The organism is Bacillus cereus group sp. MYBK5-2 (genome assembly GCF_051915685.1).
Lineage (GTDB): Bacteria > Bacillota > Bacilli > Bacillales > Bacillaceae_G > Bacillus_A > Bacillus_A cereus.
This window is the reverse complement of sequence record NZ_JBQAFE010000001.1, coordinates 499,890-522,712: the sequence shown is the minus strand read 5'-3', so window position 1 is coordinate 522,712 and position 22,823 is coordinate 499,890. Positions and strand designations below refer to the sequence as shown.

The following is a 22,823-nucleotide window of genomic DNA, read 5'->3' as shown; positions in this document are numbered from 1 at the left end:
GTTCACTCTCTCTTACACCACATTCTTGTTTTCTAGCTGTTTCACTAAAGCAGTTCCTCCGCTTTCTTCTGCTCTTCTAGCTTTTTCTGTTCTTCCGCTTTCTTTTGCTCTTCTACTTTTTTCTGTTCTTCTACTTTTTTCTGTTCTTCTACTTTCTTCTGTTCTTCTACTTTCTTCTGTTCTTCTACTTTCTTCTGTTCTTCTACTTTCTTCTGTTCTTCGGCTTTCTTTTGTTCTTCTACTTTCTTTTGTTCTTCGGCTTTCTTTTGTTCTTCTACTTTCTTTTGTTCTTCGGCTTTCTTTTGTTCTTCTACTTTCTTTTGTCCTTCCGCTTCAATTGCAACGTTTAATTGTTGCTGAAGAGCCTGAATTTGCTCATCAATAGCTTTCAAGCTAATTTCTTTCTCAATATAGTCACGCTTCTCTTTGATACTGCGAAAGCCTTCATTTACATATATGGACACTTGCTGCATCGACTCATCTTTATTTACCTTTAATTCTTCTTGTATTTGATTGTAAGGAGCTTCTATTTCAGTATATACATTTTGCAGAGCTTCCTTCTCAGCAACAATTTTCTCACGCCCTTGTTGCCATACAGAAATCGCCTGTTTTATTTCTTCAATAGAAGTTGCTTTCGATTTCCCCTTCATCGTTCCATACTCACGCTCAATAAACTGTTTATGTTTCTCAGATTGCTCTTTTAACGTATTAACTGTTTTCGGAAATATAATTGCTGTAGAAAGCGTCGCTTCTACTTTCGTTTCATGAATGAACGCCGCTTCTGTATGCGTCATAATTTGAGATCCTAAATAAAACGTAATAGAACACATACACGGCAATATAAGCATCTTTTTAAAATTACGCGGTCTTTTCAGCATCTTAATCTCTCCCATCGAACATTACGTTCTTTATACAGAACATTATCTATATTATAGTAAAGAACTATTAAAATTGATAGACAAATACTAGAAAAATAGAAAAAGGGCTATCCATGTGATAGCCCTTTTTATTATTATCTTTCTTCACCTGCTGTTTGTTGTGCATCAAACGTCCAATTTAATTGTAACTTATCGCCTTGGAATTGATTTTGATCTTTTCCATTATCAACGAACTCAAATTTCACTTTGAATTTATCAGATTTACCTGCTGAAATACCTTTTTCATCCCAGAACCAAGCCGATAAATCATTATCTACAGCTGTAAGTGTGTCACCTTTTAATTTATCTAAAGTAGTTTGTTTCACAATTGTCTCATGCTTATCTACATTTTTTAAGAATGTTACTTTAATATGTTTACCAAAATCATCTTTATTATCTTTCTTTACATCTTCTACATTATAATCTGTTTTCAGTAGAACCTTTTTAATATCTAAAGAGCCTTTATTTTCTAGTTTAAATTCTTTTTCAATTGTATCCCCAGGCTTTAAATTCGATACGTTAACAACTGTTGATGGATTTAATGCTAAATCCAGTGTTCCAGCCGCAAATGTATTGTTTGACACTTCTTTATCACTGAAAAATGCAAATGTTCCTCCACCAACTAAAGCTGCTCCTAATACTGCTGATGTAATACCCATTCCTAATTTTTTCTTTAAAGTCATGTCCATATCCCCTTAATATATATTTGTTAACTTCCTAAACGGAAAGTATAACCAAACGAACTAGACGGATTGTTCTACTTTTTTATCTTTCTTTTCTCCGTCAATGCTACGAATAGCACCAAAAATAGAAATAGCGGAATAACCAAGCAAAAAGACTCCTGGAATAATAAGAAGTAATGCTGCTCCTGCTTTCGAATTCGCATAATTCAGTAAATAACCAACATATGGAACTGTAATATCTGCATACTTTCCAACTACATTTTCTGCAAGTACTGGCTCTAAATCTGGTCCGTTGTTGTTATCCCCTTTTGTTTCATACATTACTTTTCCATTTGTATCTTTCACACCGATAATACGGTGAGTGATAATTTTTTGATCTTTCTCTTTAAAGGTAATAACATCACCTTTTTGATATTTAGAACCATCTTTGTTTGGTTCTATTGCAATGATTGATCCTGTTAAAAACGTCGGCTCCATTGATCCTGAAAGAACGCTCTTAAATTGATATCCCATCACTGTCGGATCACCACCGCTTGCTTTTGAAGAAATAACTACAAAAGCTAAAAAAACCATCAATGCAAATAAAACAAATGAGATCGCGTTGCTAATTATCTTCCATATTAATTTCATCGTCTCTCTCCCTCTCCGTTGTTTTATATTATTTGAAGTATGCAATATCCATTGCGTTCTTTAACAAGAACACAAGTAAATGATATAACGAACTTTAAGTTATTGCAATAAGAAAATTTACAATTATTAGTTATTTAAGATATATAAAAAAGACTGTGCCAAAATTTTACACAGTCTTTTTATTAGTAATTTATTTACCTTCTGATTTCATTCCTTTTGTATTTCGGCGCAACACTACATATAAAATTGCTCCAAATAATACAATCGCACCTATCCCAACACTTATTACTTTCATATTTGAGTCTTTTACTTCAGGCATAGTTGTATCTTTTCTAGGCATCGCAAAAGTGACATCTTCTGTTGAAAGAACATTTACCGTCGCAATTGTTTGATTATTTTTCGTAATATCAACTGCACCAACTACCTCACCACGATGTATTCCTTTATGATATAAAGATTCTTTATCTAATGAAGCCGCCCGGAAAATAGTTTTCACATTTTTCCCTTCATCTTTCTTAAGCATAAGCTCTGCACTTTGTTCCAACTCAGAATTAACATCTTTATTTAAATATGTTGTTTTTTGATGCCAATTATGTTTATCAAGCACCATTTGCTTCGTAAATTGACCGAAAGAATAGTCCGCCATCTGCTTCAAATCTTCATAAATTTCAGGTCTTTGAGAAGCCATTACTACGCTTATAATACGATTTCCATCTTTCTCATTTAATAAAACAAGTGTATTACGCGCTTCATTCGTAAACCCTGTTTTACCGCCAATGCTATATGGATTTTCAAAAAAATTAGATTTATTAAAAATAGACACCGTCTGCCTAGACGTCGTAACTGTCGTTCTTTTCGTATTCATCGCTTGTAAAATTTCAGGATACTTTTGCACACCCTTCGTAATCATAGCCATATCATACGGCGTCGTATAATGGTTCGGATCATGTAATCCATTCGGTGTTACAAAGTGGCTATCTTTCGCCCCTAATTGCTTCGCTTTCTCATTCATCATATTAGCGAAATTCTCAACACTCCCGCCAATCCGCTCCGCAATCGCATACGACACATCATTCGCACTCAGCACCATTAAAATCATAAGCGCAGTATTTCTATTAATTGTCTCTCCAGGTTGAAACTCAATTTGATAATTACTCTTCTCTTGATCTAATGCTAATTGTGAAAATGTAAATTGATCCTCTGGCTTTGTATGCTCCATGAGTAAAATCGCTGTTAACACCTTCGTCGTACTAGCAGGATATGCACGGTGATATGCGTTTTTGTCATACAAAACATCTCCTGTTTTTGCATCAATTGTCGTTGCAAACTGACTAAAAACATTCGGTCCTTCTGCAGGTGGTGGTGCAACTTGTTCTGGATTTACTCCAATATTCGTCTCAGCACGCAATGTCATAGGTGTCAACAAAAACAAACAAATAACTGTAATAAAAACCAAAATTTTCTTAAAATTTACCATATGACTCTCCCTTTTCCATTTACTCCTCTAACAAAATAATAAATCTACCAATCATATGTAATTTGTATTAAACTGGAAGAATTTTCACTATTTTTTACTATATCATATTTTTACGATAAAGAACATAAATATACAATAAAAATAAGAAGGAATTACTCTTTCTTATCCTTCTCATCAATCAACGAATCTATTAACTTTTGACTAGCTTCCTCGGGCGTAATCTCATCCGTTATCCCCATAAACGACCAACCTTTAGAATCGACCCACTCAACAAACTCTTGTAAAAATTCATCATGTGTAACATCTACATCAAGAATCGAACCATTAATCGAAATCGTTCTATTTTTAGACACGCGCATCTTGAACGTTTTTCTTACCATTACAACTTTTCTCCCTCTACTTCTGAATATTTATAAAGTGAAACTTTAATCAACCCTCACGAATCGGACTTTTACGGCCATCCCGACCCAACCTAACTTCTTTGCTTTTGCTGAATTTCGAGGTAAGGGATCTTACTGCCCGCAAATAGCGAGATAAAATAATCATGTATCTCTGTTATACATGATTTTCAGTAAATTGTAAAAAGGATATATTGGCCAATTTAAATAGCAAAAATGAAAATCTCTTACCTACGTAAACGTAATACGACATACAATTGCTCATAAATTATTAAATAAATCCATAAAAATATACACTTTAAAACATAATTGAGTAAGCCATTATAGTCTTTTGGAAGATATTATCTAAAATAGTATACTAAACGGATAAAGGATATTTGAATAAAGAAACTGAGGCTTTCTATTTAGCTGGACTCTTAAGTTGTAGACTTAGAGACTGATGCCGGAATTCATATTTAATTTCTATTTCTGTACATCATATCGTAAGAAAGAAGGTAGTACTGTGAAAACAACAGAAAATTTTACCGACAAGGCCGATATATATGCGAAATATCGCCCTAGTTATCCTAAAGAATATATTGATTATTTGCTTTCGGCTAACGAACTGAATGAGAATCAGATTGTGGCCGATATTGGTTCAGGTACGGGGATATTTAGCCGTCAGTTACTTGAAAGTAGTTTGCATGTTATTGGAGTTGAGCCAAATGATGATATGAGAAAAATGGCAGAGCAATCGTTAAAACGATATTCTCTTTTTCAATCAATAAAAGCAACTGCCGAAAATACCACTTTAAAAGAAAATAGTGTGGATTTAGTAACTGTTGCTCAAGCATTTCATTGGTTTGATAAAGAAGCTTTCAAAATCGAATGCCAACGAATTTTGAAACAAAAGGCAAATGTTACTCTTGTTTGGAATAGTAGAGATGTAACTAGTCCGATTATTAAAGAGAATGCAGAAATTTGCCAGAAGACCTGCCCGAAATTCAAAGGATTTAGCGGTGGAATCGAGGAAACGCCAGAAATTTTTAACAGCTTTTTTAAAGATGGAAAGTATGAGTTTAAAGAATATCAAAATGATTTACTTTTTGATTATGAAAGTTTTTTGGGAAGGAATTTATCAGCATCTTATGCTCCGAAAGAAAATGAAGAACAGTATAAAAATTTTATTTTTCTCCTATCAGAGCTATTCGAAAAATACAGTAAAGATGGAAAAATTATTCTCCCGAATTTAACACGAAGCTATCTAGGAAATGTATAAACAGCCTGATACACAGAGACTTTGAACGGAATTAAAACAAGCCTAACCCCTTCCTGAATGTAGAAAGAGGTTAGGCTTGTTTTGTATTTTACCACATCAAATTCAAATGACTTTCGTACAATAAAGTAGAATATATTAGAAAACACCTTAAACTGAGGAGGAACTCAATGGCGCATTGTACGTATTGTAAAACGAAATGGAAAGTAAAAGATGTATGGTCAATACTCGTGACATTTGAAAAAGATTGTCCGTATTGTTTTGGGAGGCAATATATGTCTAATGATACTTTTCATCAAGCTAACGCCGCTTTACCACTGTTATTTTTATGCCCTTTAATTGTTGATTTAAGCGATGAAAATCCTTTAGATAAATACCGGAAATAATATAACAGCTACATTCAAAAACTACTTTTTACTGAATTTTCTTCTTATCATTATCCCTCCATTACTAGCATAATCGCTTATACTTTCCCTTTTGAAGATTCTGTAGCTCAGCAGGAAGAGCGTCCCCTGAACAAATTTTATCAATTATGACTAAAAAAACAGTGATATATGTATACTGTTAAACATAAAAAATTAGCATTAGGTTCCAATTAAATATTAATTGAAACCCAACACTACTTGTATTCTGTAATTCAGAATACAAGTAGTGTTTTTTATTATGCATTTTTGCATACAGTATTGTTTTCTCTTGTAAATAGATAATAATGGTATATAATAAAACCAACGTTTTACCAATAAAAGGTAATAAAGAGTAGTGGGATAAGCAAATAACCAAAACGTATTAACAGATTTGTTCTATGTAAATCATGATACATATATGGAATCAAAACTATGAAATTTTATGTAGGGATTAGATTACTACAAGATGAAAGATTCATAGCGAATGCACTCGAGGAAAAAAGTGTTCGATTAGATTAATGTTATAAAACTACTTAATGTGATATCTATCGAACGAATTGAGAATATACTTAGGGGGAATTTCAAGTGAAGGCATTTAGTAAAGTATTATTAACTGGCGCATTAGCTTTAGGCGTTTTAACGGTTATGAACATTGAAACACCAAAAGCACATGCTGACGAATGGGATGGTTGTCATTACATTTGTGGTCCTGGTGAAACGGTGAACGGTGTTACAGTTCAGGTACACTCTACACAAGTTACTTTTGGTAACAGCGTAATTGCAAGAATTACAAATGACCGAGCTGAAGAAATTCATTACAATGTCAGCCTTGAAAAGAAATATGGCGATAGATGGGGAGAATTTGAAACCAACTTCCGTTGGCAAAATCAATGGGTCCCAGCTGGAAGCAATGATGAAATTGCAACTTTCACAGGATATGGCGATGATATTTATGAGGATGGAACATATCGTTATAAAGTCGAAATAAAAGGCGCTGACGGTTCTATTGATACAATTTACACAGCAGGAATGACAGTTACAGGACAATAGCTTATGAACAAGCTCCATTATTTATGATTGTATTTTTGAAAATATCATTGATAATTGCGTTGATATTATTATTAAAATAAGCTCTTCGGGGCTTATTTTTTTATACAAAAATTAGAATATAAATATTCAGAAAATTACATCTTTACACCATTAAAGTTTGTTGCTATTATAGGAATACATCAAATGTTACAATACCCAACAAATTGTACAAATCCTCCGATTACACGAATGAAATGAAAATACATTGCTGATGGTAACATTTATAGTTGGGATCCCGTAGCTCAGCAGGGAGAGCGCCACCTTGACAGGGTGGAGGTCGTGAGTTCGAGCCTCTCCGGGGTCATAAAAAAGAGACACCATATCAACCTTCTACGTGATATGGTGTCTCTTTTTATCTAATTCAATTACTTCCCACCAAACATCTTCTCCAAAGACTTCGCATTGGCAAACAATACTTCTTTCAAGTTATCGTCAGCAACGATTTTATAGTCGCCATCTTTGTCTTTCTTTAAGTTCAATGTAACTTCGCGAGTTGCCATTGCTGCATCTTTATCTGCTAAGTTTTTGACGATAGTTGATGTCATTGTTTTTTCGATTGCTTTTTCAGATTGTTCTTTGTCTTCACTAAAGGCACTAGCGAAGGCCATTGGCATAACTTCTCCCACTGCTTTTGTTACAGCAACGGATAGATCTGCAGATGTAATTTTCACTTTCACTTCTGCTTTGTCATCCTTTTTCGATACTTCTTCTAGCTTTTCAAATTTAAAGTTCTTTGTAATTGCACTTAGCATTGCTTTTGCCTCAGCATCATCTGTTTTTTCATTTAGTTTATTAAATTCCTTGTCACTCTCAACAAATGTACGAGCCTTTTCTACATCACCTTTTTGTATCGCTGTTAAAAATTCTTCTGTAGTATCTTTCGGATTTGCACACCCCGCTAAAACACCTGCTGTTAATCCTACTACCATCATTAATAGCAATAATTTCTTTATCTTTTGCACGTTCATTCTCCTCTTATCTTTTCTAGTAAGTCAGCATCATACAATATTATGAAACTGACATTACAAACATTTTTTAGTATAGCATTTATATGATTCGTTTTCTATTAATTCCCAAAAGATAAAGGGCCTTGCAGCATTCCTACAAGGCCCCTCTTCTATCAATCTGTATCCGTAGCACAAATGAACCACATTTTACGCTCCCTACTATCTAACACCATCCAAGTAACATCCCACGCAACATCGTAAAACCAATCTGTCCAAGGGCGATAGCTTTCGAAGACTTTAATATCTTCGTATCGATCTTGGAACATATATTGACATACATTGACTGCTAATTGTTTTGCGATAACTGGTCGTTCCTTAAACCCTTCATATGCTCCGCCCCACAAAATTTGCGCAGCAATGCTACCATCAAGCATAACTGCCAGCTGCTCTTTAAAACGAAACTTATATTTGTCTGATGTATGTATTTTTAACTCTTCTAAGTTATTGATTATGTCTAAAGAGTTGAAGATTCTTCTAAAGAAGTGCTCATGTCCATCTTTCGAATGTGGTATTTCTTTAAAAAAATTTTCGTTATGCACTTTAAAACAGCTTATTATTGTTCCACCAATTAAGTTTTGTTCCTTAAACGTGTTTATAAGTTGCTCAACAGATGAGTCATTCGTGTCTATTTTTTCAAACGTTCCCTCTTTCCATCTCATAACGCCCACTACTCTCTATTAAAAATTTGTTTCTTCATTATAAATAGCAAAATAAAAACCAGCAACTTTAAGGTTGCTGGCTTAGCTCTTATTCATATTCGAAAAAACAATAACAACTGCTCCAAACAAATAATGCCCTACTACCATCCACATACTCCAATCAAAAATCATAAACGATAACCAAAGCGATATATTAATAGCAGTAAATAATAAATATAAAATGAAATCTCTCTTTTGCATTGCTCCTCTATTCATCAAAATGTAAACGGCACCGATAGGAGGAAAAGACAAATATTTTTCTTAACGACCACGAATACTAAATTACTGTCTACAAAAGATTCTCCTTTTCATCACAATACCTGCTTCGACATCGACCTCACTACCCTATATTCATCACTATAAGCTTCCTTTATGATTAAAGGCGGATATTCACTTTTTTCTTCCTCAATCATTGTGAATACTTCTGTTTTCTCTTGTAATGTATTAGATTCTCTATTTTTAGTAGGTTTTTTACTTGTTTTAATTTCCCTTGTTACTTCGCCAAGTTTTCGCCCAACTTCTTCTACTTTGGCAGGTTCATTCGTAACATAATATTCTTGTTCGTCCCATACTAATATAGGTGGCACTTGTTCTCTTTTGTTACATATTATATAAGTAGTACTAGCTACAAGTAGTAGACAAGTTAATAAATAGAAGATAGTTTTTTATTCATATACTACACTCCTTATCTATCATTTCATTGGATTATATAATATAAGTTATTTATAGTAAATGGATTTAATGGTATTTTTTAGGTTGAATAATAAAAAAAAACCTTACCGAAGTAAGGTTCCGTTTTTACATTCTATAGTGACTGACTTATTAAAACAATCATTACAATAATCGCTATAAGCATAACAACTAAACAGGCGATTAATTTATAAAATCCTCGTTTCGTTAACGTCCCGCCTTGAACGTCTTTACGAATAAATAAGAATACGGCTAAAAATAATACAAGCCCAATGCCAAAAGCATACATCATTTGCATATGTTAATCTTCCTTTCTCTCTTCCATCTTAATATCTTTTTGCCAAAACAACAAATGAGATAAAGACGGTACTCATTGTAAGTGCCATAAGTATATTCAATAATATAGAAGAAACTTTTTTCAATTTCAGCACGTCTATTTTGAAGCGAAACACGGAACACTGTAAATAACTGTTACTATATCTCCTCACTTCTTTTTTTAAAATTTAATATCTCCATATTTGTTTTATCCTTTTAAAACATTTCATTTATTTCTTTATTTCACGAAATACGTTATTTGTTTTACGGTGTTTTTCGTCATATTTATAGAAACTAACTGTTTATGGAGCATTTTTTATGTTTAGCAACTTTTTTTGTAGAAATCCTTCACTTTCCTTTCAATATTTAACACTATCTAAATAAAGTTTACGATAAATTCATAATTTTTTATTTTTTATACTATATTCCGTTATATTGTTGTATAATATCTATGAAAGCGCTTATTATTTCAATATACATAATTCAAACTGATTTTATCGAAACATTCTAACTATTATACCTATATTTAAATGCAACAATTATAGCTATTAGTATAGGCATACCAAATATATCCACCCCATTTTTCTGTAAAATTACTTTATAACATGAAAGATTAACTTGGGTGATAAGTTATTGTGAATGTTTTTTTACAAAACAGATAAGTAATAGTGTTTGGTATTATGTAAATTATTGTAATAACATAAGAGTAAAGAAAACATTTACATTGATTATTGATTCATTACTTATTGAAAAAGAGCAAAATGCACCTTTGTATGGAAAAGGATTATATGCATTGGGAGGTTTAAACAAATGACGAGGAAGAATACAACGACAAACCCTTGGGCCAAGTTCCACGGTCCGAACCTTGGTTATGTTATTGAACAGTATGATCTTTACGTAACTGGAGCAGGTTCTGTTGATCCGGAATTACAAGAGCTTTTTGAAATTTTTGGAGCTCCTTCGTTTCAAGATGATGTCGTAACAGGGGACAACACAGCAACACATTTTTCTCCTCAAAACACAGGTAACATTGAAAAAATTCTTAAAGTCGTTCAACTAGTTGAGCAAATTCGTTCTTTCGGGCACACGTTGGCTCACATCAACCCGATGGAAGATGCTGCAAATGGACAATCTCTTCTTGAGAAAGCAATGAGCGAACTGAGCGATGCTGACTTGAAAGCGATTCCAGCGAAAACAGTATGGCAAGATGCACCAGAAGGTATTCACACTGCACTTGATGTAATTCATAGATTAAAAGACGTTTATACAAAATCTTTAGCTTATGAATTTTCTCATATACAAGATAGTGAAGAACGCGCGTGGTTGCATCAAATGGTGGAATCAAATTCATTGCGTCAACCACTATCAAATAAAAAACGAACTGCTCTTTTAAAACGTTTAACAGCTGTTGAAGGTTTCGAGCAATTCTTGCATAAAACATTCGTTGGGCAAAAACGTTTCTCTATCGAGGGCGTTGATATGCTTGTACCTGTTTTAGATGAAATTGTTCTAGAAGGTGCTAAAAACGGCGTTGAGGATGTCATGATTGGTATGGCTCACCGCGGTCGCCTAAGCGTACTTGCTCACGTATTAGAAAAACCATATAGCCACATGTTTGCTGAGTTCAAACATGCAAAAATAGAAGGCGCAGTGGCTAATTCTGGCTGGACTGGCGATGTGAAATACCACCTAGGTAGAGAACAAGTCGTTAGTAACGAAGAAGTTAGCACTCGCGTGACATTAGCAAATAACCCGAGTCATCTTGAGTTCGTGAATCCTGTAGTAGAAGGTTTCGCACGTGCTGCTCAAGAGAATCGTAAAAAATCTGGTCTTCCAGATCAAGATACTTCAAAATCATTCGTAATTTTAGTTCATGGTGATGCTGCATTCCCTGGTCAAGGTATTGTATCTGAGACACTCAACTTAAGCAGATTGAACGCGTATCAAACAGGCGGAACGATTCATGTTATCGCAAACAATGCAGTTGGTTTTACAACTGATAGCTATGATTCTCGTTCTACGAAATATTCTAGTGACCTTGCAAAAGGTTTCGATATTCCGATTGTTCACGTGAACGCTGATGATCCGGAAGCTTGTCTTGCAGCTGCTAACCTTGCAATTCAATATCGCATGTTGTTCAAAAAAGATTTCTTAATCGATTTAATTGGTTACCGCCGCTACGGTCATAACGAAATGGATGATCCAGCAGTTACGCAACCACAAGTGTACAAAAAAATTAAAAACCATCCAACTGTAAGAGCAATTTATGCAGATCAATTACAAGCTGCTGGTGTTCTAAATGCAGATGAGGTTGAAACAATTACACAGTTTACACAAGAACAATTAAAATCTGACTATGCACAAGTACCACCAGCTGATACGAGCGATGCAACAATTCACGTTAAAGTGCCAGATGTTGTTGCAAAAGGTATTCAGTCAATTGATACTGGTGTTGAGATTGACTCACTTCGTGCAATTAATGAAGGTCTACTATCTTGGCCGGAAGGATTTAACGTATATCCGAAAGTGAAGAAAATTCTTGAGCGCCGTAAAGATGCTCTTGAAGAAAATGGTAAAATTGAATGGGCACTTGCTGAATCGTTAGCATTCGCTTCTATTTTACAAGAAGGTACGCCAATTCGTTTAACTGGTCAAGATTCACAGCGTGGTACATTCGCACACCGTCATATCGTATTACACGATACTGATACAAACGAAACATATTCACCATTGCATCGCTTACCAAACATTAATGCATCGTTCTCTGTTCATAACAGTCCGTTATCAGAGGCTGCTGTTGTTGGTTACGAATATGGTTATAACGTATTCGCTCCAGAAACTCTTGTTATGTGGGAAGCGCAATATGGTGACTTCTCAAATACTGCGCAAGCATTATTTGATCAATATGTTTCAGCTGGAAGAGCAAAATGGGGTCAAAAATCTGGCTTAGTTCTTCTATTACCACACGGTTATGAAGGTCAAGGACCAGAGCACTCTAGTGCACGTCCAGAGCGTTTCTTACAGCTAGCTGCTGAGAATAACTGGACAGTTGCAAACTTAACGAGTGCGGCACAATACTTCCATATCCTGCGTCGTCAAGCATCTATCTTAGGAACAGAAGCTGTTCGACCATTAGTATTGATGACGCCGAAGAGTTTATTACGTCACCCACTTACGCTTTCAACTGCTAGTCAGTTAAGCGAAGGACGTTTCCAACCTGCTTTAGAACAAGAAAACCTTGGCATGAAACCAAATAAAGTAAAACGTCTTGTTTTAAGCACAGGTAAAATGGCGATTGACTTAGCAGCAGAAATCGAGTCTGGTAAACATGAGTACAACTTAGACGAAGTTCATGTCGTTCGTATTGAGCAATTGTACCCATTCCCTGCTGAGAAAGTTCAATCTATTATTAAACGCTTTAAAAACTTAGAAGAAATCATTTGGGTTCAAGAAGAACCTCGTAATATGGGTGCATGGCATTACATGGCTCCAATTCTGTTCGAACTTGCTGGAGATAAAGTGAAAACAGGCTACATTGGACGTCCTGATCGCTCTAGTCCATCTGGCGGCGATCCATTCGCTCACAAAGCTGAGCAAGAACTAATTGTTGCACATGCTTTAGATGTGAAGTATAACTTCCGTCAAGATAAACAAGAAATTGAAGTTTACAGCAACTAAAAAGTAACAATGAAGGTTTCTAGCTTGTTCCTTGGGCAGATATTCTGCCCAAGGCCAGGCTAACAAATGGAGATTACCGAAGACAAAAGAAGAAAAAACACACCGTTAGGCAAATAAGGGGAGGACATTTAAAATGATCGAAATTAAAGTACCTGAGCTTGCAGAATCTATTACTGAAGGAACTATTTCACAATGGCTTATCAACGTAGGCGACAAAGTTGAGAAAGGTGGCAGCGTTGTTGAGCTTGAAACTGATAAAGTCAATGTAGAAATCATTGCAGAAGATTCAGGTATTGTATCGAAGTTACTAGGCGAACCTGGGGATACAGTTGAAGTTGGCGCAACTATCGCAATTTTAGATGCTAATGGAGCACCAGTTGCAGTAAGTACACCTGCACCAGTGGCTGAGCAACCAAAACAAGAAACAGCTGAAGCACCGAAAGCTGCGGCACCAAGTGCTGAGCAAACTGCAACACTACAAGGGTTACCAAATACAAACCGTCCTATCGCATCACCAGCTGCTAGAAAGATGGCTCGTGAATTAGGAATCGACTTAAACGACGTACGTAGTACAGATCCACTTGGACGCGTGAGACCACATGATGTACAAGCTCATGCTGCAGCACCAAAAGAAGCACCAGCTGCTCCAAAGAGTCCAGCTCCTGCTCCAGTTGCAAAAACGGAATTCGAAAAACCAGTTGAGCGCGTGAAAATGTCCCGCCGCCGTCAAACAATTGCAAAACGTCTTGTAGAAGTTCAACAAACATCTGCAATGTTAACAACATTTAACGAAGTTGATATGAGTGCGATCATGGAATTACGTAAAGAACGCAAAGATGCTTTCGAGAAAAAACATGATGTACGTCTTGGCTTCATGTCATTCTTCACAAAAGCAGTTGTTGCAGCATTAAAACAATTCCCATTATTAAATGCTGAAATTCAAGGTGACGAGCTTATCATTAAAAAATTCTATGATATCGGTATTGCAGTAGCAGCTCCAGATGGATTAGTTGTTCCAGTTGTACGCGATGCTAACCAATTAAACTTCGCTGAAATCGAAAGCGAAATTCGTGAATTAGGTAAAAAAGCACGCGATAACAAACTTTCATTAAAAGAACTACAAGGTGGTACATTTACAATTACAAACGGTGGTGTATTCGGTTCTCTAATGTCAACACCGATCCTAAATAGCCCTCAAGTTGGTATTTTAGGAATGCATAAAATCCAAGTACGCCCAGTTGCAATTGATAACGAGCGTATGGAAAACCGCCCAATGATGTACATTGCTTTATCTTACGATCACCGTATTGTTGATGGTAAAGAAGCAGTTAGCTTCCTTGTTGCTGTTAAAGATATGCTTGAAGATCCAAAGTCATTATTATTAGAAGGTTGATAGATTAAAAATCTATTAAAGGCTGTAGAATGATTCATTCTACAGCCTTTTTTTATTGTGTTCATACGGGACAAATTTCATGACATAAGGTAATAATGTATGCCTAAACGTAAGGAGGATTAAAATGAATAACCTTCCAATTCATGCAAAACTTAAAGTAAATAAGGATACTTTCTTCCTCCCCGATTCAAACGGGGGTGTCTATTTTCGAAATAACGCCAGTTCATTTCGTATGGACGGTGATGGAATTTATGACTGGATTGAAAAATTAATGCCAATGTTTAACGGGAATTATTCTTTAGCCGAAATAACCGATGGCCTCCCTCTCCCCTATCAAAACCGGGTATTTGAAATTGGAGAGATTTTATATGAAAATGGTTTCGTTCGTGATGCAAATCAAGATGCACCTCATGAATTAAACAGTACATTACTCGACAGATATGCTTCGCAAATTGAATTTTTAGAAGCCGATTCTCATTCAGGTGCTTTAAAATTCGAAACGTACCGCGGAGCAAATGTCCTTGTACTTGGTTCTGGGGATATGCTCACTTCCTTAGTTTCTTCTTTATTAGAATCTGGTTTACCTACATTTTATTACCTCGTTACAGATCGGGATGAAACAAACTATGACAGAATACATGAGCTAATAGAACGTGCATATGAAGTTGATAACAGTGTACTCCTTCAAGAAATCGATACTACAATTGACCGTCCCTTGCATGAAGTATTCGAACCTTTTGATTGGATTTTATATGTTTCTCAAAACGGAGACATTGACGGTTTAAAAACAGTTCACACTATTTGTAGAGAAACGAAAAAGAATTTTATACCAGCTATTTGTTTATCAACACTCGGTATAGCTGGACCTGTCGTAATGGAAAACCGTGATGAATGCTGGGAATCCGCATGGCATCGACTACATGAAACGACTTTGCAAAATGAAAATTCATCGGATTCCTTCTCACAAATTACATCTGCCATGTTAGCAAATGTAATCGTTTTTGAATTGTTTAAACATGTCGCGGATGATTCATATCGTGAAAAAGAATCACAATTCTTTTTATTAAACTATGAAACACTTGAAGGAACGTGGCATCCTTTTATAAAACACCCTCTTGCAACTGATGAAAGTTTTACAATTGATACGATAGAAAATCTTTCTGAAAAACTTGAGCATCGGTCGAACCAACATACTTCAACTGATGTATTCCGCTTTTTCGACTCATTAACTTCTAAAGAAGCCGGTATATTCCATGTATGGGATGAACAAGATTCATATCAATTACCGTTATCACAGTGCTATATTCAAGTAGCCACTCCACTATCAGATGGCCCAGCTCCCCTTCTGCCTCTTATGACTTGCAGTGGATTGACTCATAATGAAGCACGCCGAGAAGCCGGTTTAACAGGAATTGAAACATATGTAGCAGAAATCATTCACCGCCTTATTCCTGAACATAACGATATCGGTATCGGTGCTGGAGAAACGATGACAGAAGGATTTTACCGGGCACTACAACAACATTTAAACAATAAACTGTATGAGCGGCAGTCACATATGCTAGAAGAACTTACAACGATTGATTTAACTGATATTCACGATAAACATTGTAGATTTTATTACGATGCTCTTGCTACAATTCATGAAACACCTAAAATTGCAATGAGTGAAGAGATTCTCAGTTTTCCAGTCATTTGGATTGGTATAAATGATAGATGGTACGGTGCATCTAATATTAATATGACGTTAGCGTTACGAAGCGCACTACAACTATCACTGCTACACATTCAAAGTGAAGAGACTCCTTACAGAGCTAATATCTTGCCTGAATCATCTATTATTTTATATGACACGGATTCTTTTAGAGTGGAAATACAAGCGGAAGAAGAAATTCCAAGTGTGCAATCTTTACAGCTTGCCTTACAGCATTTAGAAGAACATAATTTTTATCCCTTCGTGTTTGATTTAGCAATCGAACCATTTTTGAAAGAAAACTTAGACGGTGTGTATGGGGTATTAATTGCAAAGGAGGACGGTCTATGACTCAAAATATATTACTTATAGGGGATGGCCTTCTTGCAGACTATGTACATGATCAATTATGCAAACAATATTCCATCATTCGTCAGCATACCCTTACAGAAGAACTTCCTGAAAATATTCATCTCGCTCTCGTATTACATGACGGATCTCCTTCTACTATTCATCATGACGCTGAGCTAATTTTTCGGTCAAATCATATTCCGTGGTTACGTGGTTTTACTTCATTTGGCGAAGGTATTATCGGTCCTTACATTCATCCTCTTACGCCCGGATGTTCCCATTGTTCTGATGGACGCCGTTTTATCGCTGGCTTTGATCAAAAAGAAATGTGGGAACTACAACGGAAATATGCCTTTAAAGCAGATAATGTAACGAGGCGTGATGTACGTGCCACCCAAAATGGAATGTTACAAATGTGCCATCTTATTTGCGCAGAAACAGAAAAAATATTAACTCATAACCATTCTTCTTTAGAAAATGAACTTATTTTACTAAACTTACAAACATTACAATGTACGCGGCATTCTTTTCTTCCAGATCCTCTCTGTCCTGTATGTAGTAATTTACCTGATGATACTGCGGATGCGGCGGAAGTTTCTTTACAACCGAGTTTAAAAGTAAGCACCGAAACGTATCGCTGCCGTTCCATTCATGAATTAAACACATTTTTAACGCGAGACTATTTAGATTATCGGGTCGGTATGTTAAACGGCAAAATGCAGCATTCATTATTACCATTCGCTGACGTCATTATAAACATGCCATTAATGTTCGGAAATGAAGGTGTTGCAGGCCGAACTCATTCATTTGCAATGAGTGAAGCAACTGCTATTTTAGAAGGTTTAGAACGATATTGCGGTATGTCGCCTCGCGGGAAAAAGACAAATGTGCATGGTAGTTTTCATGATTTAGAGGAACATGCACTAAATCCCCTCACACTCGGTGTACATGCAAATGAACATTACAATCGTGATAATTTTCCATTTAAGCCGTTTGATCCTGATTATGAGCAAAACTGGGTATGGGGATATTCTTTATCACAAAACAGACCGCTTTTAGTTCCTGAATCAATTGCTTATTATAGCCTCGGTCATCGAGATGCTTTCGTGTATGAAACATCAAATGGATGTGCAATTGGCGGTAGTTTAGAAGAAGCGATTTTTCACGGTATTTTAGAAATTGTAGAGCGTGATGCCTTCTTACTCACTTGGTATGCAGAATTACCTCTTCCCCGCCTTGATCTGAGTTCAGCAAATGATACAGAATTACAATTAATGATCCAGCGGTTACGTACGATTACCGGGTATGAATTACACGCTTTTAATGCGACGATGGAACACGGCATCCCGAGCTTATGGGTAATTGCAAAAAATACGCGTGAAAATGGAATGAACGTTGTTTGTGCGGGAGGCGCTCATTTAGATCCTATTCGAGCCTTAAAAAGCGCCATTCAAGAAATAGCAGGCATGTTACTAATAACAGACGATGAGCTCGAGCACAAAAGAGAATACTACGAAAAGTGCTTACAAGATCCTTATTTCGTTAATAAAATGGAAGACCATAGTATGCTGTACGGATTGAAAGAAACGGAAGAACGTCTTCACTTCCTTTTACGAGAAGATGCACCGGTGCAAACGTTCCAAGAAATAAATGTATCACAATCATTTGATATGGATTTAACATCCGATCTCCACCAACTTTTAAATCGTTTGCATCAATCTGACCTTGAAGTAATCGTTGTAGATCAAACCGTTCCCCTTATAGAAAAGAACGGACTACACTGTGTAAAAGTTATTATTCCAGGTATGTTACCGATGACGTTCGGACACCATCTTACTCGGGTTACAGGACTGGACCGGGTATATACCGTACCGATGACACTTGGATATACAGACGAACCTTTAACAAATGAAAGATTAAATCCACATCCACATCCGTTTCCATAGTAAAGGAGGGATTTCATGCAGCTAGATACTTTTTTACATCATCTCCATTTCTCTATCGATGAAATTATGCCAAATCATGAGGTGGACTGGAAAGACGCACCGCTTCCTTATAAATTATATCGAAATGTACCTACCATCCCGCTCTCCTTAGAAATCCCGTTATCTTTATCGAACTCTTCTACTACACCTACTCTAAATGAGATTGGTCACTACCTTTGGTATTCATTTGGTGTAACACAATTATGTCAGCTAAATAGCGAGAGAAATGTATTACGTAGATCCATTCCTTCAGGCGGTGCCTTATACCCGAATGAATTGTATATCTATTTAAAGATTGACGATTATCCAGACGGCATTTACCATTATGACGCCGCGCATCACCGACTTATTTTACTTCGCGAAGGAAATTTCGATTCTTATTTAGCAGACGCACTCGGTAATCGCTGTAACATACAGGATTGTTTCGGTGCTGCATTCGTATCCACTATGTTTTGGAAAAACTTCTTTAAATACAATAACTTTTCATATCGACTTCAAGGATTAGATAGCGGGGTTCTCATTGGACAATTACTAGAATGTGCAAATCAGTTCGGTTATACGAACGGCGTATACTTTCAATTTCTAGACCGTGCACTGAACCATTTACTCGGATTGTCAGAAGGTGAAGAAAGTGTGTATGCCGTTATTCCTTTAAGTACAGAGCCAGAAACTAATTGGTTTCACAATGATTACCGTGAAAATAAAACAGTTACTTCTCATGAGTTGTTGCAACAAATTCCGCCGCTCGCACATGAACATTTCGTTCGCTCAAAACATGTAGATGAATATCCGATGATAACAAAAATAAATGAAGCTTCTATGATCGAATCGACAGCACACTTCCAAACACTAGCTCATGAAGAGCACTATCAACATCATGAGTATGCTGTACAACTGCCGAAAGTAGAGCGTTTATCTTATGATTTCTTGCAACTTTGCAGAAAACGGTATTCCCCTGATGCTGACTTTACTTTAACGAAATGGGATGCAGCTGAGCTCGCTACTTTACTACAAGAAGCGAGCCTCTCCTTCCCCTATTACAACGACCTTGATGGTAAGTATACAAATAAAAATACACGCGTCTCCTTATATGGATGTTTTTATAACGTGAAAAATATTGAAAACGGAGCTTACGCTTATAACAGTAAAACACATTCCATACAACCAATTCGATATGGAGACCTTCGCTACCCACTTCAGTCTAGTATGACGATGGATAACGTAAACCTTTTTCAAGTACCACTTTGCCTACATGTAGTCGGAAAGAAAGATTATTATACAAATGCATTAGGCTATAGAGGGTACCGTATCCATCAAATGGAAGCAGGTATACTCGTTCATAAACTCGTTTTTGCAGCGACCGCGATGGGGATGGGCGGGCATCCTTTACTTAGTTTTGATACAAATTCATGTGATCAATTGTACGGAATAGATGCTGGGAATGAAACATCTCTTATTCAAGTTCCAGTTGGGGCATATCGAGCGCGGAATTGGTTAAAAGGGGCTTTGCATTGTTAGAAGCACGCCGTCTATCGGCGTGCTTTTTTACTAGATTAACTTAAAAATACTCTTAATTTGTCTTGCAAATAACCAATTTTTCGTACCGTAGTTATCATTTAAACTATCTAAATTGATAGATTGTCCGTTAGCAAACTTTAATTCTAACGTAGTATTTTTGTCATTTGTTTTTAAGTTACTATTTGTAATGGCATCATACTTTAATTTTTCAATCTCAACATATTCGTCTTTTTCTTGTCCAATCACGACATGGTCTTGGAAGAAGAAAAATACTTCTACTTTTTTACCGAAACAAAATACATTTTTCGTATAAATTAATGTCGCGTTATCAAGTCCGACACATACTTCTTTCATTTCTTCCACAACGTGTCCAAAGTCTTCTTCATGTCTTGTATTTGATTCAACAATCCATTCTTCGATTGTTTTCATATTAATTGCCATACTGCGCCCCCTGGTTCGTTCATTGCTTTGTTTAAAAAATAAATACTATATGACAATATAAGCGATACGTACTATGTTTTCAAGGGTGAACGATATATTCAAAATAAAGTTAAATTTCAAAGTAATATACTAGGAGCACCAATCTCATTGTATTTTAAACGTTTGAACGAGGCATTCTTCATCATCGATTAACTGTATTTTCTCATCAAATTCGATGTTTAGCTCCCTATATACTTTCTTCCAAAAAGAAACAGCTGGTATATTTTTCACAAGCTCGATAACGAAATATTGCCCCCGTTTCTCTTTTAGTACATTCTCAATAACTTGTTTACCGATTCCTTTCCCCTTGTGTTGATTCAATATGAAAATGTCATTTATACCAAAGTCGTTTTCCTTCTTCAAAAAAGGACGTTCCAGTAGTAATAAAAATCCTACAATATCATTATCACTTTTAATAAAATACGGAGTGATTCCGTCATTTTCCCAAAACATGTGCAAATCTTCGTATTCAAAAAATCCATTTTCCCCAATCGTTATATTAGGAGTGAATGTAGAGAGGTCATGAAGATATAGTGCGTACAAATTACGTAATATTTCTTTTTCTGATTCTTGAACGGTTTGAAGTGTTACAAACATTTTTAATGATCCCTCTTCCCTATTTGTAATTATTTCCCCCTTTTTTATTCGGCAAAAAGGCTTATTCCCCTTTAACGAAAAAAATAGCACTTTAAAAAGTGCTATTCCGCTCTCCTTGCCGCTTGCTGAATTGGATCCCAAACGCTGTTATATGGTGGGGCATAACTTAAGTCGACATCTTCTAAATCGTGAATGCTCATTTTATTGAAGAGTGCCATTGCAATTACATCAATACGTTTATCTACGCCTTCTTCTCCAATTACTTGCCCGCCCAATAATTGTTTCGTGTCAGAACGGTATAGTAATTTCAAATAAAGTGGTTTTGCATTTGGATAATAGCCCGCCATATTAGTCGAATCTACTTTAACTGTTTTATACGGGATGTTTAGCCCTTTCGCTTCTTTTTCATTTAAGCCTGTTCTTGCGAGCGTCAAATCCATAAATTTAATAATGCCTGTGCCTAACGTGCCTTTAAATGCTCTTCGTTTATCAAGCATATTCAGTCCAGCAAGTCGCCCTTGTTTATTGGCAGTCGTTCCGAGTGGGATATGATCATGAATTTCCTTTATAACGTGGTAATGTGTTGCGCAATCACCAGCTGCATATACGTCTTGCACATTCGTTTGCATATATGCATTTACTTCAATTGCCCCTTTATGATTCTTACGTATATTTGTCCCTTCAAGAAAATCAGTATTTGGCTTCACTCCGACAGATACTAAAACAAGATCCGCTTTATACGTACCTTTATCCGTTTCAACTGCTTCTACCCGTTCATTCCCTTTAAACGCTTTTACATTTTCATTCGTTAAAATTTCAATATGATGTTTATCTGCTTCTTTATGTATGTACTCTGCCATATCTGCATCATAAATCGTACCGATATGATCATTTCGCTCAATCATTCTTACTTTCTTACCAAGTTCGACGAATGTTTCTGCCATCTCCAGTCCGATTGCGCCACCGCCAATAATCGTTACATCTTCAACTTTATTCGTTTCTAGCGTTTTTAATATGCGCTCAGCATCAGGAATTGTTTTTAAAAGATGAACGCCTTGTAATTCCCGTCCTTCCCATTCTGGCATAACAGGACGCACTCCAGTCGCAATTAATAATCGATCGTACGGAAATTCAAAGACATCTTTCGTCTTCGTATGCTCTGCGTACACCATTTTCTTTTCCGTATCTACTTTAGTTACTTCATGACGCACTTTCGCATCAATTCCATATTTCTCACGAAACGTCTTTACGTTACGCGCGATTAACTTTTCAGGTGAAGCGATAGCACCACTAATGACATACGGTAATCCACACTGAGCGTATGAATAAATTTCACCTTTTTCTAAAGTTACAACATTTGCATTTTCATCGTTTCTAACAATTTGCATCGCTGCACTCATACCAGCTGCATCTCCGCCAATAATGACATAGTTCACTTTACCACTCCTTCTTTCTTACATACTCTTTACGTTTTCCATATTTTATAGAAATAACACCTACTTCCATTGTAAAGAAAGAGAATTTCATCTTCAAATTTTGTGCACAAACCTATGCTTGAATAGGTA

General features: G+C 36.0%; 20 protein-coding genes, 1 tRNA gene and 2 pseudogenes. 9 read left to right on the top strand and 14 right to left on the bottom strand.

The window, feature by feature from the left end; all coding sequences use genetic code 11:
• Window positions 1–44: 44 nt before the first annotated feature.
• The 5 genes from ACTFP3_RS02865 to ACTFP3_RS02845 all read right to left on the bottom strand — a co-directional run bounded on the left by ACTFP3_RS02865 (window position 45) and on the right by ACTFP3_RS02845 (window position 4,087).
• Entirely contained in the window at window positions 45–878 is an 834-nt protein-coding gene (locus ACTFP3_RS02865; RefSeq protein ID WP_149215060.1) for a DUF4047 domain-containing protein, read from the bottom strand.
• Window positions 879–1,012: 134 nt separating this feature from the next.
• The gene (locus ACTFP3_RS02860) at window positions 1,013–1,600 is read right to left on the bottom strand and encodes a CalY family protein (protein ID WP_000172852.1); all 588 of its coding nucleotides are present in this window, start codon (window positions 1,598–1,600) and stop codon (window positions 1,013–1,015) included.
• Between the two features lie 60 nt (window positions 1,601–1,660).
• A complete protein-coding gene (gene sipW, locus ACTFP3_RS02855; RefSeq protein WP_000767792.1) occupies window positions 1,661–2,230 on the bottom strand; it encodes a signal peptidase I SipW in 570 nt (189 codons plus the stop codon).
• 190 nt (window positions 2,231–2,420) lie between these two features.
• A complete protein-coding gene (locus tag ACTFP3_RS02850; RefSeq protein WP_000247021.1) occupies window positions 2,421–3,707 on the bottom strand; it encodes a D-alanyl-D-alanine carboxypeptidase family protein in 1,287 nt (428 codons plus the stop codon).
• Window positions 3,708–3,859: 152 nt separating this feature from the next.
• On the bottom strand, window positions 3,860–4,087 hold the full coding sequence (locus tag ACTFP3_RS02845; protein WP_000251856.1) for a hypothetical protein: 228 nt from the start codon (window positions 4,085–4,087) through the stop codon (window positions 3,860–3,862).
• Between the two features lie 520 nt (window positions 4,088–4,607).
• Between ACTFP3_RS02845 and ACTFP3_RS02840 the strand changes: the two genes are divergently transcribed.
• The 4 genes from ACTFP3_RS02840 to ACTFP3_RS02825 all read left to right on the top strand — a co-directional run bounded on the left by ACTFP3_RS02840 (window position 4,608) and on the right by ACTFP3_RS02825 (window position 7,157).
• The gene (locus tag ACTFP3_RS02840; RefSeq protein WP_326035624.1) at window positions 4,608–5,363 is read left to right on the top strand and encodes a class I SAM-dependent methyltransferase; all 756 of its coding nucleotides are present in this window, start codon (window positions 4,608–4,610) and stop codon (window positions 5,361–5,363) included.
• A gap of 167 nt (window positions 5,364–5,530) precedes the next feature.
• Complete coding sequence (locus tag ACTFP3_RS02835) at window positions 5,531–5,746, top strand: hypothetical protein (RefSeq protein ID WP_086389280.1); 216 nt, start codon at window positions 5,531–5,533, stop codon at window positions 5,744–5,746.
• A gap of 603 nt (window positions 5,747–6,349) precedes the next feature.
• Window positions 6,350–6,814: a hypothetical protein gene (locus ACTFP3_RS02830; RefSeq protein ID WP_326035625.1), complete on the top strand. Its 465-nt coding sequence runs from the start codon at window positions 6,350–6,352 to the stop codon at window positions 6,812–6,814.
• Window positions 6,815–7,084: 270 nt separating this feature from the next.
• Window positions 7,085–7,157 (top strand) — tRNA-Val (locus ACTFP3_RS02825).
• 61 nt (window positions 7,158–7,218) lie between these two features.
• On the opposite strand, the gene ACTFP3_RS02820 is transcribed toward ACTFP3_RS02825, so the two are convergent.
• The 6 genes and pseudogenes from ACTFP3_RS02820 to ACTFP3_RS02795 all read right to left on the bottom strand — a co-directional run.
• Window positions 7,219–7,815, bottom strand: coding sequence for a DUF4878 domain-containing protein (locus ACTFP3_RS02820; protein WP_001169482.1), 597 nt, complete (start codon window positions 7,813–7,815; stop codon window positions 7,219–7,221).
• A 158-nt stretch (window positions 7,816–7,973) separates the two neighbouring features.
• On the bottom strand, window positions 7,974–8,519 hold the full coding sequence (locus ACTFP3_RS02815) for a hypothetical protein (RefSeq protein WP_326035626.1): 546 nt from the start codon (window positions 8,517–8,519) through the stop codon (window positions 7,974–7,976).
• An 81-nt stretch (window positions 8,520–8,600) separates the two neighbouring features.
• Window positions 8,601–8,814: pseudogene (locus ACTFP3_RS02810) on the bottom strand (hypothetical protein).
• A gap of 55 nt (window positions 8,815–8,869) precedes the next feature.
• The gene (locus tag ACTFP3_RS02805) at window positions 8,870–9,217 is read right to left on the bottom strand and encodes a hypothetical protein (RefSeq protein ID WP_041183977.1); all 348 of its coding nucleotides are present in this window, start codon (window positions 9,215–9,217) and stop codon (window positions 8,870–8,872) included.
• Window positions 9,218–9,363: 146 nt separating this feature from the next.
• A complete protein-coding gene (locus tag ACTFP3_RS02800) occupies window positions 9,364–9,546 on the bottom strand; it encodes a DUF3976 domain-containing protein (protein ID WP_001178291.1) in 183 nt (60 codons plus the stop codon).
• Between the two features lie 28 nt (window positions 9,547–9,574).
• A pseudogene (locus ACTFP3_RS02795) lies at window positions 9,575–9,652 on the bottom strand (permease); the annotation flags it as partial.
• Window positions 9,653–10,373: 721 nt separating this feature from the next.
• Between ACTFP3_RS02795 and odhA the strand changes: the two are divergent.
• The 5 genes from odhA (at window position 10,374) to ACTFP3_RS02770 (ending at window position 20,181) form a co-directional block, all read left to right on the top strand.
• On the top strand, window positions 10,374–13,241 hold the full coding sequence (gene odhA / locus ACTFP3_RS02790; protein ID WP_000197161.1) for a 2-oxoglutarate dehydrogenase E1 component: 2,868 nt from the start codon (window positions 10,374–10,376) through the stop codon (window positions 13,239–13,241).
• Window positions 13,242–13,374: 133 nt separating this feature from the next.
• On the top strand, window positions 13,375–14,634 hold the full coding sequence (gene odhB, locus ACTFP3_RS02785; RefSeq protein ID WP_000569922.1) for a 2-oxoglutarate dehydrogenase complex dihydrolipoyllysine-residue succinyltransferase: 1,260 nt from the start codon (window positions 13,375–13,377) through the stop codon (window positions 14,632–14,634).
• 124 nt (window positions 14,635–14,758) lie between these two features.
• The gene (locus tag ACTFP3_RS02780) at window positions 14,759–16,678 is read left to right on the top strand and encodes a putative thiazole-containing bacteriocin maturation protein (RefSeq protein WP_001061566.1); all 1,920 of its coding nucleotides are present in this window, start codon (window positions 14,759–14,761) and stop codon (window positions 16,676–16,678) included.
• Window positions 16,675–18,624, top strand: a complete 1,950-nt coding sequence (locus ACTFP3_RS02775; RefSeq protein WP_326035627.1) for a TOMM precursor leader peptide-binding protein — start codon at window positions 16,675–16,677, stop codon at window positions 18,622–18,624. Before ACTFP3_RS02780 ends, ACTFP3_RS02775 begins: the two co-directional genes overlap by 4 nt.
• Window positions 18,625–18,639: 15 nt before the next feature.
• Complete coding sequence (locus ACTFP3_RS02770) at window positions 18,640–20,181, top strand: SagB family peptide dehydrogenase (RefSeq protein WP_001175550.1); 1,542 nt, start codon at window positions 18,640–18,642, stop codon at window positions 20,179–20,181.
• Between the two features lie 30 nt (window positions 20,182–20,211).
• Here ACTFP3_RS02770 and ACTFP3_RS02765 read toward each other — a convergent pair whose 3' ends face one another.
• The 3 genes from ACTFP3_RS02765 to ACTFP3_RS02755 form a co-directional block, all read right to left on the bottom strand.
• Window positions 20,212–20,622 carry a DUF3908 family protein gene (locus tag ACTFP3_RS02765; RefSeq protein ID WP_025967025.1) on the bottom strand — a complete coding sequence of 137 codons (411 nt, stop codon included), beginning with the start codon at window positions 20,620–20,622 and terminating at the stop codon, window positions 20,212–20,214.
• 144 nt (window positions 20,623–20,766) lie between these two features.
• Window positions 20,767–21,258 carry a GNAT family N-acetyltransferase gene (locus ACTFP3_RS02760; protein WP_012593175.1) on the bottom strand — a complete coding sequence of 164 codons (492 nt, stop codon included), beginning with the start codon at window positions 21,256–21,258 and terminating at the stop codon, window positions 20,767–20,769.
• Between the two features lie 101 nt (window positions 21,259–21,359).
• Window positions 21,360–22,694: a CoA-disulfide reductase gene (locus ACTFP3_RS02755; RefSeq protein ID WP_326035628.1), complete on the bottom strand. Its 1,335-nt coding sequence runs from the start codon at window positions 22,692–22,694 to the stop codon at window positions 21,360–21,362.
• Between the last annotated feature and the right edge of the window lie 129 nt (window positions 22,695–22,823).

What these genes read in the sequence shown, in the direction of transcription:
- ACTFP3_RS02780 (WP_001061566.1), top strand. Translation starts at nt 14,759, where the DNA reads ATGAATAACCTTCCAATTCATGCAAAACTTAAAGTAAATAAGGATACT.
- ACTFP3_RS02765 (WP_025967025.1), bottom strand. Translation starts at nt 20,622, where the DNA reads ATGGCAATTAATATGAAAACAATCGAAGAATGGATTGTTGAATCAAAT.
- odhA (WP_000197161.1), top strand. Translation starts at nt 10,374, where the DNA reads ATGACGAGGAAGAATACAACGACAAACCCTTGGGCCAAGTTCCACGGT.
- ACTFP3_RS02850 (WP_000247021.1), bottom strand. Translation starts at nt 3,707, where the DNA reads ATGGTAAATTTTAAGAAAATTTTGGTTTTTATTACAGTTATTTGTTTG.
- ACTFP3_RS02770 (WP_001175550.1), top strand. Translation starts at nt 18,640, where the DNA reads ATGCAGCTAGATACTTTTTTACATCATCTCCATTTCTCTATCGATGAA.
- ACTFP3_RS02860 (WP_000172852.1), bottom strand. Translation starts at nt 1,600, where the DNA reads ATGACTTTAAAGAAAAAATTAGGAATGGGTATTACATCAGCAGTATTA.
- ACTFP3_RS02835 (WP_086389280.1), top strand. Translation starts at nt 5,531, where the DNA reads ATGGCGCATTGTACGTATTGTAAAACGAAATGGAAAGTAAAAGATGTA.
- ACTFP3_RS02775 (WP_326035627.1), top strand. Translation starts at nt 16,675, where the DNA reads ATGACTCAAAATATATTACTTATAGGGGATGGCCTTCTTGCAGACTAT.
- ACTFP3_RS02760 (WP_012593175.1), bottom strand. Translation starts at nt 21,258, where the DNA reads ATGTTTGTAACACTTCAAACCGTTCAAGAATCAGAAAAAGAAATATTA.
- ACTFP3_RS02845 (WP_000251856.1), bottom strand. Translation starts at nt 4,087, where the DNA reads ATGGTAAGAAAAACGTTCAAGATGCGCGTGTCTAAAAATAGAACGATT.
- sipW (WP_000767792.1), bottom strand. Translation starts at nt 2,230, where the DNA reads ATGAAATTAATATGGAAGATAATTAGCAACGCGATCTCATTTGTTTTA.
- odhB (WP_000569922.1), top strand. Translation starts at nt 13,375, where the DNA reads ATGATCGAAATTAAAGTACCTGAGCTTGCAGAATCTATTACTGAAGGA.
- ACTFP3_RS02800 (WP_001178291.1), bottom strand. Translation starts at nt 9,546, where the DNA reads ATGCAAATGATGTATGCTTTTGGCATTGGGCTTGTATTATTTTTAGCC.
- ACTFP3_RS02815 (WP_326035626.1), bottom strand. Translation starts at nt 8,519, where the DNA reads ATGAGATGGAAAGAGGGAACGTTTGAAAAAATAGACACGAATGACTCA.
- ACTFP3_RS02865 (WP_149215060.1), bottom strand. Translation starts at nt 878, where the DNA reads ATGCTGAAAAGACCGCGTAATTTTAAAAAGATGCTTATATTGCCGTGT.